This is a genomic window from Pedococcus cremeus (assembly GCF_900111375.1).
In the GTDB taxonomy this organism is placed as follows: domain Bacteria; phylum Actinomycetota; class Actinomycetes; order Actinomycetales; family Dermatophilaceae; genus Pedococcus_A; species Pedococcus_A cremeus.
The window spans coordinates 157,437-172,062 of the sequence record NZ_FOHB01000006.1 but is presented as its reverse complement, the minus strand read 5'-3'; the positions used below and the strand labels follow the sequence as shown (position 1 = coordinate 172,062).

Genomic DNA, 14,626 nt, shown 5'->3' with positions numbered 1-14,626 from the left:
GCCTTTCGAAAGGCGGCGTGGTGAAGCGCTCGGTCGGCTTGGTGATGTTTGGTCTCGGCGTCCTGCTTCTGGTCATGGCGCCGGTGCTGAAGTTCTGGGCCGCCCCCAAGCTGGTGCGTGCGCCCCTGGACATCAACGTGACCCTCAAGGCGGCCGGCGACAACTTCCAGTACCTCGACGCCGCAGCCGGGCGAGTCGTGCCGATCACCGTCGACATCACGCGCCACATCCGCGGCGACGTGGCAGCCGGGAACGGCGACGTCGCCGTCTACGACGAGACCCTCTGCCTCACCCGCGACGACAACAACCAGCACCCGGGCTGCTTGCGCAACGACAAGCGGATCATCGCGAACTACCAGGACCGCATCGCCTTCGACCGCGTCACCGGCTACGCCGTGCAGGGGAAGAAGTGCGGCCCAGAGGGCAACCAGGAGTGCAACGCCTCGGTGGACGGCGAGCCGACCCCGCACGAGGGCCTCGGCTACAAGTTCCCCATGCACACCCAGAAGAAGGACTACCTCTACTTCGACACCGTGTCGAAGAAGGCGTGGCCGATGAAGTTCAAGCAGGTCGCCAAGAAGCAGGGCCTCGACGTCTACGTCTTCGAGCAGACCATCACCGACGCCCCGGCCATGACCTCCGGTGTGTTCCCCTCGCTCTACAGCAACGTCCGCACCCTCTGGGTCGAGCCCACCACCGGCGTCATCATCCACGGCCAGGAGCAGATCGACCAGCGCCTGACGGGGCTCGCGAGCACCGAGCCGGGTGCAGAGATGCGCGACCCCGCGCTGGCCGGCAAGACGGCCCTCAAGGGCACGCTCGCCTTCACCGAGGGGGCGGACAAGATCCAGGCGAAGCTCGCGAACGACGGGCTCTCCTCCATCAAGGCCATCGAGCTCTACCTCCCGCTCGGCGCCCTCATCCTGGGGCTCATCCTCACCGTGGGCGGGCTGGTCCTCGCCCGGTCGCCGCAGCAGGGGGCTCACCGGCCGTAGCCGCCGGCGCCACCTCCGCGAGCAGGACTCCAGGGGAGGATGCTCACCGCCCACCGCTTGGTGCAGACCCCGGGACGACCGCCCGGTCTCAGGGGTGGCTGCCGGGCAGCGGCCGCGGGAAGCCCACGGCCACGTCATTGGTGCACAGGCTGCCGGCAGACAGGCCGTGGATCGTGACCGCCCTCACCTGGCCTTGTCCCAGCACGTACAGGCTGCCCGCACCCTTGGTGATGGTCACCTTGGAGGTGGTCTGCCCGACGGTCACGGTCGCCGTGGCGTCCGAGGTGGCGAGGTACCCGATCCGGGCCGTCCACTCCCAGGGGAGCGTTGCCTTGACCAGCGGGATGCGGACGGTGTCCGGCCCCACCCTCCAGCCGCAGTTCTTCTCGGGGCCTTTCCGGTTGGAGAAGCCGTCGACGACCACGGTGCGGAGGTGCCCGCTGTCATCAGGCATGTAGAGCTCCGCCGCGGAGGCGCCCGGTGTGAGGAACCGGGGCCTGGGCTCGAAGCCCGACATCATGGTGGAGGTCTTGACGAAGGCACCGAGGAAGCCGGCCTGGACCCGTTCGGGGAGGTTGATCTCGGTCAGGGTGATGTGCCGCTTGCTGGCTGCGATGTCGGCGCGGGCATTGGCGAAGTAGGGCGCCGACCCGTTGCTCCGCCAGAAGCGGTCGTACTGGAAGGTCGACACCAGTGACGTGATGACGACGGCGCAGCAGAGGGCGCCGGCGACGGTGCCCTCGACGCTCAGCCCAGCGGGTTCCGCCCGGTGGGGCCGGGAGCCGGCGGAGGCCGGGCGGGCCGGGCCGCGAGGCAGCAGCCTCTGGGGAGTGCCCTTGGCGTAGGTGCCCACGATGGGCAGGAAGGCCGCCGCGCCGAAGACCGCGAACACGATGCACACGTCTGTGCTGTACCGGTACTCGGCGCCGATGATCGGGCCGACGTAGGACGCCCGCGTGATCCCCAGGAGAACGGCGTTGCTGAGCCAGTAGGCGGCCACGACGACCCAGCCGAACACGGCGCGCCGGCGGCGGACCACAGAGGTCCACACGATGAGTGCGGTCGCCACGCAGGCGAAGAGGGACATGGCAACGGTGGGGTTCGCCACGCCGCCGACGCCGATCTGGCTCCAGCGCAGCGGACCACCGAAGAGTCCGGGCAGCACAGCCTGGCTCAGCGCGGTTGCCACGGTCTGGATCGCCAACGTGGTGTCGGGCGCCTTGCCCACGGGGCTCGGGACGGTGGTGACGTAGTAGAGGGTGTAGGGCCCCACGACCGCGAGGTAGGCGACCCACACCCGCCAGTGCTGGGTCACGGCCTGGCGGACCCGGGCCACAGGTCGCCCCGGCGTGAAGAAGAAGAAGGTCAGCGCGAAGACGATCGGGACCACCAGGAGGAGCTTCTCGGAGAAGAGAAGTCCGCCGAGCACGCACAGGGCACCGAGGACCCCGTCACGGGTCCGCCCCGTCCGGTGGTAGCGCACCTGGAGCGCGAGTGCGCCGATCATGGCGATCTGGCCGGGCAGCTGGTTCAGCCCTGCGGCCCACCACAGGAAGGCCGGGAGGGTGATCGGCGAGAAGAGGTAGATCGACAGGGGCACGAGCACCGCTGGTCGTCGGCCGAAGAGGGAGACCAGGAGACGGAACGCCAGCAGTCCCGCGACCGCCTGCATGGCGAGGTCGACGAGAGCGACCGGGGTGTAGTTGACCGGCCACAGGTGGTTGAGGACCCGGACCAGCGTGAAGGAGCCGGGCATCAGGTGCCCGTTCCACCCCGCCAAGAGGTACTCGCGGCTGAGGAACGGCATGTGCTCTGCCCGTCCGATGAAGGACATGTCGTCTGCGACGAACCAGCCGCCGAACTTGACGTACCCCCGTACCAGCGCCTGCAGGAGGATGAGCGCGACGGCGCCCACCACGACGTAGCGACCGGGACGAGCTTCGAGCCATGCCCGGAACGGCACGTAGACCGCGTCACCCTGCTCCTCGGCATCCGCCGTGCCGACCGCGCGGGTTTCCGGTTCCGTGTCACGGACGTCGGTGGCGCGCGCCGAGCTCGGCGGTTTCATGGATGCCCCTTCTGGTGTGTCCACAGGTGACACTGCTCGTGCTGGTCGCGGCCGTCATCGTAACCGGGCGCCTCGGCGGATGAGGCCAGTCTGACCGACGAGGGGAGCGGGGGAGGTGGCGTCCAGAAACGTCCACGGTCCCCACACGCAATTCGGGCGAGGGCCCCGGTCCAAAGAGCGACCACCGGTGCTCTGATCGGCTGATGCGACTCGGTGCGCACCACCCCTAGCGTTCGACCCGTGACCAGCTGGCGGCGCGCCTCGGGCAGGCGGAGGTGAACGGGCCGTCGGAGGGCATGGCCAGCCTCTCGCTCGGTGCGGGGCCACCGCTTCTGCTGATGCCCGGTCTCACGCCCGACCACCGGCCACCGACGGGGATGGCGCGCCGCGCCCAGCTGGGCCTCATGCGACCGCTGGCCCAGCAGCGGCAGGTGTGGTGGGTCAACCGTCGCCAGGGCCTGCCCGAGGGCACGACGATGGCCGAGCTCGCGGACGACTACGCCACCATGCTGCGCGAGTGGCAGGCGGCGCCGATCGACGTCGTCGGCGTCTCGACCGGCGGTGAGGTCGCCCTGCAGCTGGCAGCCGACCACCCCGAGCTGGTCCGCCGGCTGGTGCTCGTGGCCTCGGCCTGCCGGCTTGGCGCGGCAGGCCACGAGGTGGAGCGCCGGGCGGCCGAGGCGCTGGAGCGGGGGGACCGGCGCACGGCAGCGTCCCTGCTGTGGCGCCTGCTGCCGTCGGGGCGTCTCTCCACGGCGGTGGCGGGCGGCGTGGGGTGGCTCCTTCCTGGCCCGGTAGTGGCGAAGGACCACAGCGACCTGTTGGCGACCATGCGCGCGGAGCTGGCGTTCGACCTGTCGGACCGGCTCCACGAGATCGCCACGCCCACCCTCGTGGTGGGTGGCTCCGAGGACGCCAGCTACGGCGAGGCGGTCTTTCGCGAGACGGCGTCCGGCCTGCCGTTCGGCCACCTCGCCCTGCGCCAGGGCCGGAGCCACGCCGCCACGGTGACCGGCCGCGGCCTCGGTCCCGAGGTCAACGCCTTCCTCGGCCGACACGACTCCTGAGGGCGTCGCCCGGGGTCACGGGATGCTCAGTCGGCCCCACTCGTCACGCAGGACGCGTCCGTCGCTGGCGGCCACCGTGAGGGCGTGCGCGAACCGGCCGGGTTCCCAGAACGGCGCCCCGACCAGGGTCGCCAGCTCCGGCTCGCTCTGGGGCCCCTCCGCGTGCAGCGCGCGCAGGATCTGGGCGATCTCCTGCTCGACGCGCCGGTCACGTCCCTCGGTGCTGGCCCGCGGCGGTGGCATGGGCGACACGGCCCACCCCCTCCTAGGCGGGCGACGGGCTCGTCACCCGCCGACCCTCGTGCTCGCCGCCGCCCTCGTGGGCGTCCTCGGCGGTCAGCGGCTGGGCGATGCTCTCGAGCGACTGGCCCTCGGCCTTCACGCCGAGGAACGCCTCGACCAGGCCGCCGACGACCATGAGCGCCGCACCGATGAAGTAGCCGATGGCGAGGTGGGTGATGTCCTTGCTCTTCGAGGCCTGGTCGATGAGGGCTCCGAACAGCAGGGGACCGCTGATGCCGCCGACGGCCGTGCCGATCGCGTAGAAGAACGCGATGCACAGCGCGCGCGTCTCGAGCGGGAAGACCTCGCTGGCGGTGAGGTATGCCGCGCTGGCGCCGGCGGAGGCGAAGAAGAAGATCACCACGCCGAAGAGGGTGAGGGTCGTGGCGTTGAGGCTGCCGAGCACGAAGCCGGCGATGGCGAGCAGCACACCGGAGAGGATGTAGGTGCCGGTGATCATCTTGACCCGGCCGATGGTGTCGAACAACCGGCTCAGCAGGAGCGCCCCGAGGAAGTTGCTGACCGCGAAGACCGCGAGGTACCAGCCGGTCTGCTTCACGTCGAAGAACGTGGTGAGGGCGTCGCCGTAGGTGAAGAAGAACGCGTTGTAGAGGAACGCCTGGCCGACGAACAGCGACAGGCACAGCACGGTGCGCTTGGGGTACAGCGTGAAGACCGTCTTGGCGATCTCCGGGATCGAGATGGTCCGACGCTGCCGGATGGTGATCGGGTCGTCGTGCACCTGCGGCAGGTCGTGGTGGCTCTCGCGGTGCACCGTCTCCTCGATGTCGCCCACGATCTGCTCGCCCTCGTCCTCACGGCCGTGGATGAACAGCCACCGGGGGCTCTCCGGCACGTGTCGGCGCACGACGAGGATCCCGACGGCGAGCACGGCGCCGAGGCCGAAGGCCAAGCGCCAGCCCAGGGCGGGGTCGACGACCTTGGGGTCGAGCAGCGGGATGGTCAGCAGGGAGCCGAGCGCGGCGCCGACCCAGAAGGAACCGTTGATCGCGACGTCGACGCGGCCGCGGTAGTGCTTGGGGATCAGCTCGTCGATGGCCGAGTTGATCGCGGCGTACTCGCCGCCGATTCCCATGCCGGTGATGAACCGGGCGACGAAGTACCACAGCGGGTTCGGGGCGAAGGCCGTCAGCACGGTCGCGAAGGTGTAGACGCCGAGGGTGAGGAGGAAAAGCTTCTTGCGGCCGAACCGGTCGGTGAGCTGGCCGAAGAAGAGCGCGCCCAGACAGGCTCCGGCGACGTAGACCGCCCCGGCGAGGCCGATGTCGAAGCTGCTCATGCCGAGGCCGGTGTCGGTCGGCTTCAGCGCGTCCGACATCGAGCCGACGATGGTGACCTCGAGGCCGTCGAGGATCCAGACGGTCCCCAGGCCGATGACGACCATCCAGTGCCAGCGGGCCCAGGGGAGCCGGTCCAGGCGGGCGGGTATGTCGGTGGTGATGCGTCCGATCTCGACGTCAGATGCCACGTCGGCCTCCTCCTCGTTGAGTGCCCTGCGGTGTCCCCCCGCAGTGCTGCGACGAGCAGGCTAGATCCGCACCGGGCAAACCGCTCGTCGAGAGAAGGAGCAGGAGGAAACGGTCAGCAGGACGACGTACGTCGAGGGAGTCGACGAGACCCCTCAGGGCTTGTCGCACACGAAGACGGCCGTACCCGGGAAGAGGCGTCCGCGCAGCGGCGACCAGCCGCCCCAGGTCTCGGTGTTGCGAGCGGGCCACTCGAGCTCGACCAGGTCGCTCAGCACCAGACCCGCGGCGACCACCTCGCGCACCCGGTCACCGACCGTGCGGTGGTGCTCCACGTAGGTCGCCTCCCCGTCGGAGTCGGCCTCGACGTAGGGGGTCCGGTCGAAGTACGACTGGTTGACGGTCAGGCCGTTCTCACTGGGGTCGTCGGGGAAGGCCCACCGGAAGGGGTGGGTGGTGGAGAAGACGAAGCGGCCGCCCGGCCGCAGCACGCGCGCGGCTTCCCGCATCAGCAGCGCCGAGTCGGCAACGAAGGGCACTGCACCGTATGCCGTGAAGACGATGTCGAAGGCACCGTCACCGAAGGGGAGGGCCGTGGCGTCGCACTGCACCAGCGGGACGGCCAGGCGGGGGTCACTCACCCTCGAGTTGAGGCTCAGGCCGGTGCGCAGCATCCCGGCCGACAGGTCGGAGGCCACCACCGTGGCTCCCTGGGCGGCGACCCAGCGCGCACACTGGCCCGCCCCGGCACCGACCTCGAGCACGCGGCGGCCCGCGAGGTCACCGAGGAGGCGCAGCTCCGACTCGCGCCAGCCCTCGGGCCCCCAGACCAAGTCGGCGTCGCCGAGGAAGGCCCCGTGCTCGGCGTAGTACTCGCCCGCCTCGGCGTCCCACCAGGAGCGATTGGCCACCACGGTCTCGTCCTGGTCCGCCAACCGGCGGCTGACCTGCGCAAACCCGCTCACCGGCATACCTCTCGCTTTTTGACCTGGCACAGACGGCGTCGGTAGTCTGGGCGGGCACCTCCGTGTGCGCGCTTCACCATGTCCGTCATCGATGGCCAAATGCCATCATCGCCGGGCCGGGAAGCGTGACCACAACAGAACACCCTTCTATTCACTGTCCACCATCGGAGTTCCTACTACATGACTGCCAGCACGGTCGAAAAGACCGCCCCTCAGGTTGCCATCAACGACATTGGCTCTGAGGAAGACCTCCTTGCCGCGATCGACGCGACCATCAAGGACTTCAACGACGGCGACATCGTCGAGGGTCGCATCGTCAAGGTCGACCGGGACGAGGTCCTGCTCGACATCGGCTACAAGACCGAGGGCGTCATCCCCTCGCGTGAGCTGTCCATCAAGCACGACGTCGACCCGTCCGAGGTCGTCGCCGTCGGCGACGAGGTCGAGGCCCTCGTCCTCCAGAAGGAGGACAAGGAAGGCCGCCTGATCCTGTCCAAGAAGCGTGCGCAGTACGAGCGCGCCTGGGGCACGATCGAGAAGATCAAGGAGGAGGACGGCGTCGTCACCGGCACCGTCATCGAGGTCGTCAAGGGTGGTCTCATCCTCGACATCGGCCTGCGCGGCTTCCTTCCCGCGTCGCTCGTCGAGATGCGTCGCGTCCGCGACCTCCAGCCGTACGTCGGCAAGGAGATCGAGGCCAAGATCATCGAGCTCGACAAGAACCGCAACAACGTGGTCCTGTCGCGCCGTGCCTGGCTCGAGCAGACCCAGTCGGAGGTCCGCACGACCTTCCTCAAGGAGCTCCAGAAGGGGCAGGTCCGCTCCGGTGTCGTGTCGTCGATCGTCAACTTCGGTGCGTTCGTCGACCTCGGTGGTGTGGACGGTCTGGTCCACGTCTCCGAGCTGTCCTGGAAGCACATCGACCACCCGTCCGAGGTCGTCGAGGTCGGCAACGAGGTCACCGTCGAGGTGCTCGACGTCGACATGGACCGCGAGCGCGTCTCCCTGTCGCTGAAGGCGACCCAGGAGGACCCGTGGCAGCACTTCGCCCGCACCCACGCCATCGGCCAGGTCGTCCCGGGCAAGGTCACCAAGCTCGTCCCGTTCGGTGCGTTCGTGCGCGTCGACGACGGCATCGAGGGCCTGGTCCACATCTCCGAGCTGGCCGAGCGCCACGTGGAGCTGCCGGAGCAGGTCGTCAACGTCGGTGACGAGATCTTCGTCAAGGTCATCGACATCGACCTCGAGCGTCGCCGCATCTCGCTGTCGCTCAAGCAGGCCAACGACGACAGCGTCCAGATCGCCGAGTTCGACCCCACGCTGTACGGCATGGCGGCCGAGTACGACGAGCAGGGCAACTACAAGTACCCCGAGGGCTTCGACCCGGAGACCAACGAGTGGCTCGAGGGTTACGAGACCCAGCGCGAGAAGTGGGAGAAGCAGTACGCCGAGGCCCACACCCGCTGGGAGGCCCACAAGGCCCAGGTCGAGGCTGCTCACGCTGCCGACGCCGAGGCCGCGTCCGGTGGCAGCACCTCGACGTCCTACTCCTCGGACTCCTCTGGATCCGACGAGAGCCGTCCGAGCGCCCCGGCCTCCGAGGGCACCCTCGCCTCCGACGAGGCGCTGGCTGCCCTGCGTGAGAAGCTCACCGGCAACTGACCCAGGTCGGTATGCCGTGAAGGCCCGGTCCCCGCGAGGGGGCCGGGCCTTCGCCGTGTCAGGATGGCCGGCATGGCACGGACCATCGCGACGAACACCACGGTCGACCTCGAGGGGCTGCTCGACTTCGTGCGGCCACGCCACCACATGCTGGTCATCACCCAGCGGTCCGACGGCCGGCCGCAGGCGTCCCCGGTCACCGGGGGAGTGGACCCCCAGGGCCGCATCGTCATCTCCACCTACCCCGAGCGGGCCAAGACCACTAACGCCCGACGCAACCCCCACGTGAGCGTCGTCGTCCTCTCCGACGACTTCGGTGGCGCGTGGGTGCAGGTGGACGGGGACTGCGAGGTCATCGACACCCCGGACTCCGTCGAGCCCCTCGTGGAGTACTTCCGCTGCATCTCGGGGGAGCACCCCGACTGGGACGAGTACCGGCAGGCCATGGGCGACCAGGGGAAGTCGCTGCTGCGCATCACCCCGACCCGGTGGTCCCCGATCGCGACCGGTGGTTTCCCGGCGCGACTGGCAGAGTGAGGCGCTGCGGTACTTGACCGGTACAGAGAGCGGCGTTACTGTATCGGTACAGAAAACCGCACCACCTCACCGGAGCACGCCATGACCATCTCACCGGTTGCCCTGATCACCGTCCACCGCGCCGCGCAGGCCACCATCACGAGCGCCCTCCCGCACGCCCCGGTGGTCGCTGAACCACAGCCCCGTGCCGCCCGGCCCCGCCTCGTCGGCACGCGCGGCGTCCTCGCGGCGGCGCTGCGGCGCGCCGCCGACGGCGTCGCCCCGCCCGTCTGCAGCCCCGCGCACTGAGGCGCTCTAGGCTCGGTCCGACGAGGCGCTGCTCGAGCAGCGAGCCGACCCGACGTGAGGAGGGAGCAGCGTGGGCAAGGTGACCCTGCAGACCGTCGCCGACGCGGTCGGCGTCAGCCGGATGACCGTGTCGAACGCCTTCTCCCGGCCTGACCAGCTGTCGGCACCGCTGCGGGAGCGCATCCTGGAGGCCGCCCGCGAGCTGGGGTACGCCGGACCCGACCCCAGCGCGCGGGCCCTCGCACGGGGCAGCACCGGCGCCGTCGGCGTGGTGCTGACCGACTCCCTCGAGTACCCCTTCACCGACGAGGTCGCCATGAGCTTCCTCGGCGCCATCGCCCGGGAGCTCGAGCCCACCGGCCTGGCCCTCACGCTGCTGTCCGGGGCCGAGTCCGAGGACCGCGTGCCGGCCCGCGACGTCGCGATGGACGGCGCCCTGGTCTACTCCTGCGACCCGAGCAGTGCCGCCGTCGAGTGGCTCGGCAAGCGCGGGCTGCCCATGGTGTTCGTCGACCAGGCGCCCGCCAAGGGGATCCCCAGCGTCAACGTCGACGACCGCGGGGGCGCCCGGGCCGCGGCCCAGCACCTCGTCGACCTCGGGCACCGGCGCATCGGGCTCGTCCTGTCCGTGCCCGCCGCCCCCTACGGCCTGGTCGACGACCCGCTCGACGGGCCCTTGGGCCACCCGGTGCGCCAGCGCCTCCTGGGCTGGCTCGACGTGCTCGCCGCCGCGGGGATCACGTCCCGGGCCGCCCGGATCCCGATGAGCGACCCCGACTCCTGCGTGGAGGCCGCCCAGGCGCTGCTGCGGCTGGAGGACCGGCCCACGGCGATCCTGTGCTTCTCCGACGTCATCGCCGCCACGGTGGTCCAGGTCGCCCAGGACCTCGGCCTGCAGGTGCCCTCGGACGTGTCGGTCGTCGGGTTCGACGACAGCCCGGTCGCCGCGCGGGTGCGCCCGGCGCTGACCACGGTGCGCCAGGACTTCCCCGAGAAGGGGCGGGCAGCAGCGGCGGCCCTCACCGCGGCACTGTCCGGAGGCGCCCCCCAGCGGGCCCGGCACACGGTGCTGCCCACCGCTCTGGTGGTGCGCGAGAGCACCGCTCCTCCCGCCGCCCGCTGAGGGCCGCTCCTGCCCTCCTGCCTCGCCACCCCGCCGCTACAGTGACGAGCATGCTGCGCGTCGGCCTCTCCGGGGGCATCGGGTCCGGGAAGTCGACCGTCGCAGGGCGGTTCCGTGAGCTGGGGGCGGTGGTCATCGACGCCGACCAGCTGGCCCGCGAGGTGGTGGCGCCGGGGTCCGAGGGGCTGGCCGCCATCGTCGAGCGCTTCGGAGACGTGGTGCTCGAGGAGGACGGCAGCCTCAACCGCGCCGCGCTCGGCGCCGTCGTCTTCGCCGACCCGCAGGCGCGCCGCGACCTCGAGCAGCTGACCCACCCCCGGATCGCGGCCCGCACGGCTGCGCTGGTGGAGGCCGCCCCGGCCGACGCGGTCGTGGTCCACGACGTCCCCCTCCTCGTCGAGAAGCACCTCGGGCCCGGCTACCACCTCGTGGTCGTCGTGGGCGCCGACGAGCGCACCCGGCTCCGCCGGCTCATGGAGACCCGGGGGATGACCGAGGACGACGTGCGTTCGCGCATGGCAGCGCAGGCCACCGACGGGCAGCGGCGGGCGGCCGCCGACGTCTGGCTCGACAACGGCGGCACGAAGGAGGCGCTGGTCGCGGCCGTCGACTCCCTCTGGCACGAGCGCCTGGTGCCGTTCGAGCGCAACGTGCGGCACGGCATACGGGCCACGCGGTCGGACGACCTGGTGCTGCACCCCCACGACTCCGCCTGGGCGTTCGAGGCGCAGCGGCTCCTCGAACGCCTCCGGCTCGCCTTCGGTGAGGTGGCGGTCACCGCCGACCACGTCGGCAGCACGGCGATCCCCGGGCTGGTGGCCAAGGACGTCATCGACCTCCAGGTCGGCGTGGCCGACCTCCGTGCCGCCGACGACCCAGCCCTGCTGGAGCGGTTGTCCGGCGCGGGCTTCCCCCGACCCGCGGACGCACCGCGCGCCGACAACGCCAAGGCCGACGGCCAGTGGCCCAAGCGGTTCCACGCCGGCGCCGACCCGGGGCGCCAGGTGCACGTGCACGTCCGCGAGGCGGGCAGCCCGGGGTGGCGGTGGGCGCTGCTCTTCCGCGACTGGCTGCGGGCCGACGACGTCGCCTGCCGCGAGTATGCCGCGGAGAAGGCTCGCCTCGCGGCGACCGGCATGGGGGTGGGCGACTACGCCGACGCGAAGGAGCCGTGGTTCGACGGCGTCCACGAGCGGGTGGAGGCGTGGGCCCGCCAGACCGGCTGGGAGCCACGGCATGGCTGGGAACCAGAGCATGGATGAGGAGCGCCACCCCGAGGGAGAGCATGAGCGCCGCCGCCCCGAGAGGGTCTACGGGGTGGGGGACGAGCCCGACCCGCGCTTCTCGATGGCGAACGAGCGCACCGCGCTGGCCTGGATGCGCACCGCCCTGGCGCTGGTAGCCGGTGGCATCGCCTTGATCTCGGTGGCCTCCTTGACCGAGATGCCCGCGTGGGCGCCGCTGGTCGGCTCCGCCTCGTGCCTGGGCGGGGCTGCCCTGGCGGTGCGAGCCCTGGGGAGCTGGGCCAAGGTCGAGCGGGCCCTGCGGCTGCGCCAGCCCCTGCCACCGCCGCGATCGCTGGCGATCCTGGCGACCGGGGTGGTGCTGCTCGCCGCACTGACCCTGGTGCTCGGCGTGATCGAGGCCACGCGGCTGTGAGCCGGATCCCCGAGCGGCAGGCGCTGCAGCCGGAACGCACGTCCCTGTCGTGGCAGCGCACCGCCCTCACCGCAATGGTGCTGCTGGTGCCGGTCGTCGTCGTCGCCGCCCGGCTGGAGAGCTGGTGGCTGGTCGCCATCGGCTCTGTGGTCGCCATGGGGTGCGCTGTCCTCGTGCTCGGGGTGCGGCACCGGTTCGACCAGCTGCGCGACGACAGCCACAGCTACTCGCCGTTCCCCGTCATGGTCAGGGTCGCCGTCGTCACGGTGCTCGGCGCCCTGGGCGGGGTCGCCGCGGCCGTGGCGGTCATGCTTCGCCCCGGCTGACTCCTCCGCCGGCACGTGAATCGTGGGCTGTCGGTGGTCGGGCTTACCGTTGACCCATGCGCCCCACGACCGACATCCAGCGGACGGTGGCCCCGTTCAAGGTGGAGTCCGAGTACCAGCCCGCCGGCGACCAGCCCGCCGCGATCGCCGAGCTCGCCCGCCGCATCAACGCGGGGGAGCAGGACGTCGTGCTGCTCGGCGCCACCGGCACCGGCAAGTCCGCCACCACCGCCTGGCTCATCGAGCAGGTGCAGCGGCCGACGCTCGTCATGGCGCCCAACAAGACCCTGGCGGCCCAGCTCGCCAACGAGTTCCGTGAGCTGCTGCCGCACAACGCCGTCGAGTACTTCGTCAGCTACTACGACTACTACCAGCCCGAGGCCTACGTCCCCCAGACGGACACCTACATCGAGAAGGACTCGTCGATCAACGACGAGGTCGAGCGGCTGCGCCACAGCGCCACCAACTCGCTGCTGACCCGCCGCGACGTCATCGTCGTCGCCTCGGTCTCCTGCATCTACGGCCTGGGCACGCCGCAGGAGTATGTCGACCGGATGGCGCGCCTGCGCGTCGGCCAGGAGATCGAGCGCGACGACCTGCTGCGCCGGTTCGTCCAGATGCAGTACACCCGCAACGACCTCGCCTTCACCCGAGGCACCTTCCGCGTGCGCGGCGACACGGTCGAGATCATCCCCGTCTACGAGGAGCTCGCCGTGCGCATCGAGTTCTTCGGCGACGAGATCGAGCGCATCTACACCCTCAACCCGGTCTCGGGCGAGATCGTGCGCGAGGAGCAGGAGATGTACGTCTTCCCGGCCACGCACTACGTGGCCGGTCCGGAGCGCATGGAGCGGGCCATCCGCGGCATCGAGCTCGAGCTGGCAGACCAGCTCGCCGCCTTCGAGAAGCAGGGCAAGCTGCTCGAGGCCCAGCGCCTGCGCATGCGCACCACCTATGACATCGAGATGATGCGCCAGGTCGGCTCCTGCTCGGGCATCGAGAACTACTCGCTGCACATCGACGGCCGGGCGCGTGGCTCGGCGCCGAACTGCCTGCTCGACTACTTCCCCGAGGACTTCCTGCTCGTCATCGACGAGTCGCACGTCACCGTGCCGCAGATCGGCGCGATGTACGAGGGCGACATGTCGCGCAAGCGGACCCTCGTCGACCACGGCTTCCGGCTGCCCTCGGCGATGGACAACCGCCCGCTGAAGTGGGAGGAGTTCCTCGAGCGCATCGGCCAGACCGTCTACCTGTCGGCGACGCCCGGCCCCTACGAGCTGGCCAAGGGCGACGGCGTCGTCGAGCAGATCATCCGGCCCACCGGCCTCATCGACCCCGAGGTCGTGCTCAAGCCGACCAAGGGCCAGATCGACGACCTGCTGCACGAGATCAACGAGCGCACCAAGAAGAACGAACGGGTCCTCGTCACCACCCTCACGAAGAAGATGGCCGAGGACCTCACCGACTACCTCCTCGACAAGGGGGTCCGGGTCCGCTACCTCCACTCCGACATCGACACCCTGCGCCGCGTCGAGCTGCTGCGCGAGCTCCGTCTCGGCGAGTACGACGTGCTGGTCGGCATCAACCTGCTGCGCGAGGGTCTCGACCTGCCCGAGGTCTCGCTCGTCAGCATCCTCGACGCCGACAAGGAAGGCTTCCTGCGCTCGACGCGCTCGCTGATCCAGACGATCGGCCGCGCCGCCCGCAACGTGTCGGGCCAGGTGCACATGTATGCCGACAAGGTCACCCCCTCGATGCAGGAGGCGATCGAGGAGACCCAGCGCCGGCGCGAGAAGCAGGTCGCCTACAACAAGGAGGCCGGGGTCGACCCGCAGCCGCTGCGCAAGAAGATCGCCGACATCACCGACATGCTGCAGCGCGAGGACGCCGACACCGAGGCGCTCATGGGCTCGGGCCGCTCGCAGTCGCGCGGCAAGTCCGGTGGCCGCGGTGGCCGGGGCACGGTGCAGGCCGACGCCGGGGTCGCCTCCGACCGGCTCAAGGACCTGCCGGCCAACGACCTGGCGAACCTCATCCAGGAGCTGTCGACCCAGATGCACCAGGCCGCGGCCGACCTGCACTTCGAGCTCGCCGCGCGGCTGCGCGACGAGATCGGCGACCTCAAGAAGGAGCTGCGCCAGATGAGCGCGGCCACCAAGTAGCC

General features: G+C 70.6%; 14 protein-coding genes. 10 read left to right on the top strand and 4 right to left on the bottom strand.

From position 1 onward, the window contains the following. Positions 1-20: 20 nt before the first annotated feature. The gene (gene pgfA, locus BMW78_RS13265; RefSeq protein ID WP_218144351.1) at positions 21-995 is read left to right on the top strand and encodes a cell envelope lipid trafficking protein PgfA; all 975 of its coding nucleotides are present in this window, start codon (positions 21-23) and stop codon (positions 993-995) included. 88 nt (positions 996-1,083) lie between these two features. Here pgfA and BMW78_RS13260 read toward each other — a convergent pair whose 3' ends face one another. Further along, positions 1,084-3,063 (bottom strand): hypothetical protein, encoded by a 1,980-nt coding sequence (locus BMW78_RS13260; protein WP_091760562.1) that lies wholly within the window; start codon positions 3,061-3,063, stop codon positions 1,084-1,086. A 275-nt stretch (positions 3,064-3,338) separates the two neighbouring features. On the opposite strand from BMW78_RS13260, the gene BMW78_RS13255 reads away from it, so the two are divergent. Next, positions 3,339-4,130 (top strand): alpha/beta fold hydrolase, encoded by a 792-nt coding sequence (locus BMW78_RS13255; RefSeq protein ID WP_143056253.1) that lies wholly within the window; start codon positions 3,339-3,341, stop codon positions 4,128-4,130. Positions 4,131-4,145: 15 nt separating this feature from the next. Here BMW78_RS13255 and BMW78_RS13250 read toward each other — a convergent pair whose 3' ends face one another. The 3 genes from BMW78_RS13250 to BMW78_RS13240 all read right to left on the bottom strand — a co-directional run bounded on the left by BMW78_RS13250 (position 4,146) and on the right by BMW78_RS13240 (position 6,870). Continuing rightward, entirely contained in the window at positions 4,146-4,382 is a 237-nt protein-coding gene (locus BMW78_RS13250) for a hypothetical protein (protein WP_091760555.1), read from the bottom strand. 13 nt (positions 4,383-4,395) lie between these two features. After that, entirely contained in the window at positions 4,396-5,901 is a 1,506-nt protein-coding gene (locus tag BMW78_RS13245) for an MFS transporter (protein WP_091760552.1), read from the bottom strand. A 153-nt stretch (positions 5,902-6,054) separates the two neighbouring features. Then, positions 6,055-6,870 carry a class I SAM-dependent methyltransferase gene (locus BMW78_RS13240; protein ID WP_091760549.1) on the bottom strand — a complete coding sequence of 272 codons (816 nt, stop codon included), beginning with the start codon at positions 6,868-6,870 and terminating at the stop codon, positions 6,055-6,057. A 174-nt stretch (positions 6,871-7,044) separates the two neighbouring features. Between BMW78_RS13240 and rpsA the strand changes: the two genes are divergently transcribed. From rpsA to uvrB, 8 genes are all read left to right on the top strand, one after another. Then, the gene (rpsA, locus tag BMW78_RS13235; protein ID WP_091760546.1) at positions 7,045-8,526 is read left to right on the top strand and encodes a 30S ribosomal protein S1; all 1,482 of its coding nucleotides are present in this window, start codon (positions 7,045-7,047) and stop codon (positions 8,524-8,526) included. Between the two features lie 72 nt (positions 8,527-8,598). Beyond that, the gene (locus BMW78_RS13230) at positions 8,599-9,063 is read left to right on the top strand and encodes a PPOX class F420-dependent oxidoreductase (protein ID WP_091760543.1); all 465 of its coding nucleotides are present in this window, start codon (positions 8,599-8,601) and stop codon (positions 9,061-9,063) included. Between the two features lie 81 nt (positions 9,064-9,144). Continuing rightward, a complete protein-coding gene (locus BMW78_RS13225) occupies positions 9,145-9,351 on the top strand; it encodes a hypothetical protein (protein ID WP_091760540.1) in 207 nt (68 codons plus the stop codon). 79 nt (positions 9,352-9,430) lie between these two features. Then, the gene (locus BMW78_RS13220) at positions 9,431-10,474 is read left to right on the top strand and encodes a LacI family DNA-binding transcriptional regulator (RefSeq protein WP_245735842.1); all 1,044 of its coding nucleotides are present in this window, start codon (positions 9,431-9,433) and stop codon (positions 10,472-10,474) included. Positions 10,475-10,524: 50 nt separating this feature from the next. Further along, the gene (gene coaE / locus BMW78_RS13215) at positions 10,525-11,736 is read left to right on the top strand and encodes a dephospho-CoA kinase (RefSeq protein WP_091760535.1); all 1,212 of its coding nucleotides are present in this window, start codon (positions 10,525-10,527) and stop codon (positions 11,734-11,736) included. After that, positions 11,711-12,133 carry a YidH family protein gene (locus BMW78_RS13210; protein WP_245735841.1) on the top strand — a complete coding sequence of 141 codons (423 nt, stop codon included), beginning with the start codon at positions 11,711-11,713 and terminating at the stop codon, positions 12,131-12,133. The genes coaE and BMW78_RS13210 overlap by 26 nt, the downstream gene beginning before the upstream one ends. After that, the gene (locus BMW78_RS13205; protein WP_143056252.1) at positions 12,130-12,459 is read left to right on the top strand and encodes a DUF202 domain-containing protein; all 330 of its coding nucleotides are present in this window, start codon (positions 12,130-12,132) and stop codon (positions 12,457-12,459) included. The genes BMW78_RS13210 and BMW78_RS13205 overlap by 4 nt, the downstream gene beginning before the upstream one ends. Positions 12,460-12,515: 56 nt before the next feature. Continuing rightward, entirely contained in the window at positions 12,516-14,624 is a 2,109-nt protein-coding gene (gene uvrB / locus BMW78_RS13200; RefSeq protein WP_091760529.1) for an excinuclease ABC subunit UvrB, read from the top strand. The last annotated feature ends 2 nt before the right edge of the window (positions 14,625-14,626 follow it).